This window comes from Pseudomonas sp. NPDC087346 (assembly GCF_044744235.1).
Taxonomy (GTDB): Bacteria; Pseudomonadota; Gammaproteobacteria; order Pseudomonadales; family Pseudomonadaceae; genus Aquipseudomonas.
The window spans coordinates 979-2133 of sequence record NZ_JBIUXX010000110.1; the positions used below are offsets into that span (position 1 = coordinate 979).

Sequence of the window (1155 nt, forward strand, 5' to 3'; positions counted from 1 at the left end):
GGTTTCCAGGTAGGCACAGACAGCGCCTTTGCGCTTGCCACCCTGGTTAACGGCTACGGCGGTGTCGTTCACTACCTTGAGGAACGGAACCACGCCTTGCGACTTGCCGTTGGTGCCCTTGATGTACGAACCCAGTGCGCGCACCGGAGTCCAGTCGTTGCCCAGGCCACCAGCGAATTTCGACAACATGGCGTTGTCGTGGATCGCGTGATAGATGCCCGACAGGTCATCCGGCACGGTGGTCAGGTAGCAGCTCGACAGCTGTGGACGCAGGGTACCGGCGTTGAACAGGGTCGGAGTCGAGGACATGTAGTCGAAGGACGACAACAGGTTGTAGAACTCGATCGCACGGTCTTCTTTATTCTTCTCTTCGATCGCCAGGCCCATGGCCACGCGCATGAAGAAGATCTGCGGCAGTTCGAAACGCACGCCATCCTTGTGGATGAAGTAACGGTCGTACAGGGTTTGCAGGCCCAGGTAGGTGAATTGCTGATCGCGCTCGTGGTTGATCGCCTTGCCCAGTTTTTCCAGGTCGAAGGTAGCCAGCACAGGGTTCAGCAGTTCGAACTCGATACCCTTGGCGATGTAGGCCGGCAGCGCTTTGGCGTACAGGTCGACCATTTCGTGGTGGGTAGCGCTTTCGGCCACGCCGAGGAAGCCCAGGCCTTCGGCACGCAGGGTGTCCATCAGCAGGCGGGCGGTCACGAACGAGTAGTTCGGCTCGCGCTCAACCAGAGTACGGGCGGTCATCACCAGAGCGGTGTTGACGTCGGTCAGGGCCACGCCGTCGTACAGGTTTTTCAGGGTTTCGCGCTGGATCAGGTCGCCGTCGACTTCTTCCAGACCTTCGCAGGCCTCGGTGACGATGGTGTTCAGGCGGCCCATGTCGAGCGGCGCGAAGCTGCCGTCGGCGCGGGTGATGCGGATCGATGGGTGAGCGTTGACCGCTTCTTCGGTCGGCGCGTGGGCAGCGCGTTCTTTCGAACGACCGTCACGGTAGATCACATAGTCACGCGCGACTTTCTGCTCGCCGGCACGCATCAGGGCCAGTTCGACCTGGTCCTGGATTTCTTCGATGTGGATGGTGCCGCCCGAAGGCATGCGACGCTTGAAGGTCGCGGTGACTTGTTCGGTCAGGCGGGCAACGGTGTCGTG

The 1155-nt window shown here is 60.9% G+C and carries 1 protein-coding gene; it reads right to left on the reverse strand.

The window, feature by feature from the left end:
* The coding region (locus ACIOZM_RS30490) for a ribonucleotide reductase N-terminal alpha domain-containing protein (protein WP_401221127.1) at positions 1-1155 on the reverse strand (1155 nt) is incomplete at both ends.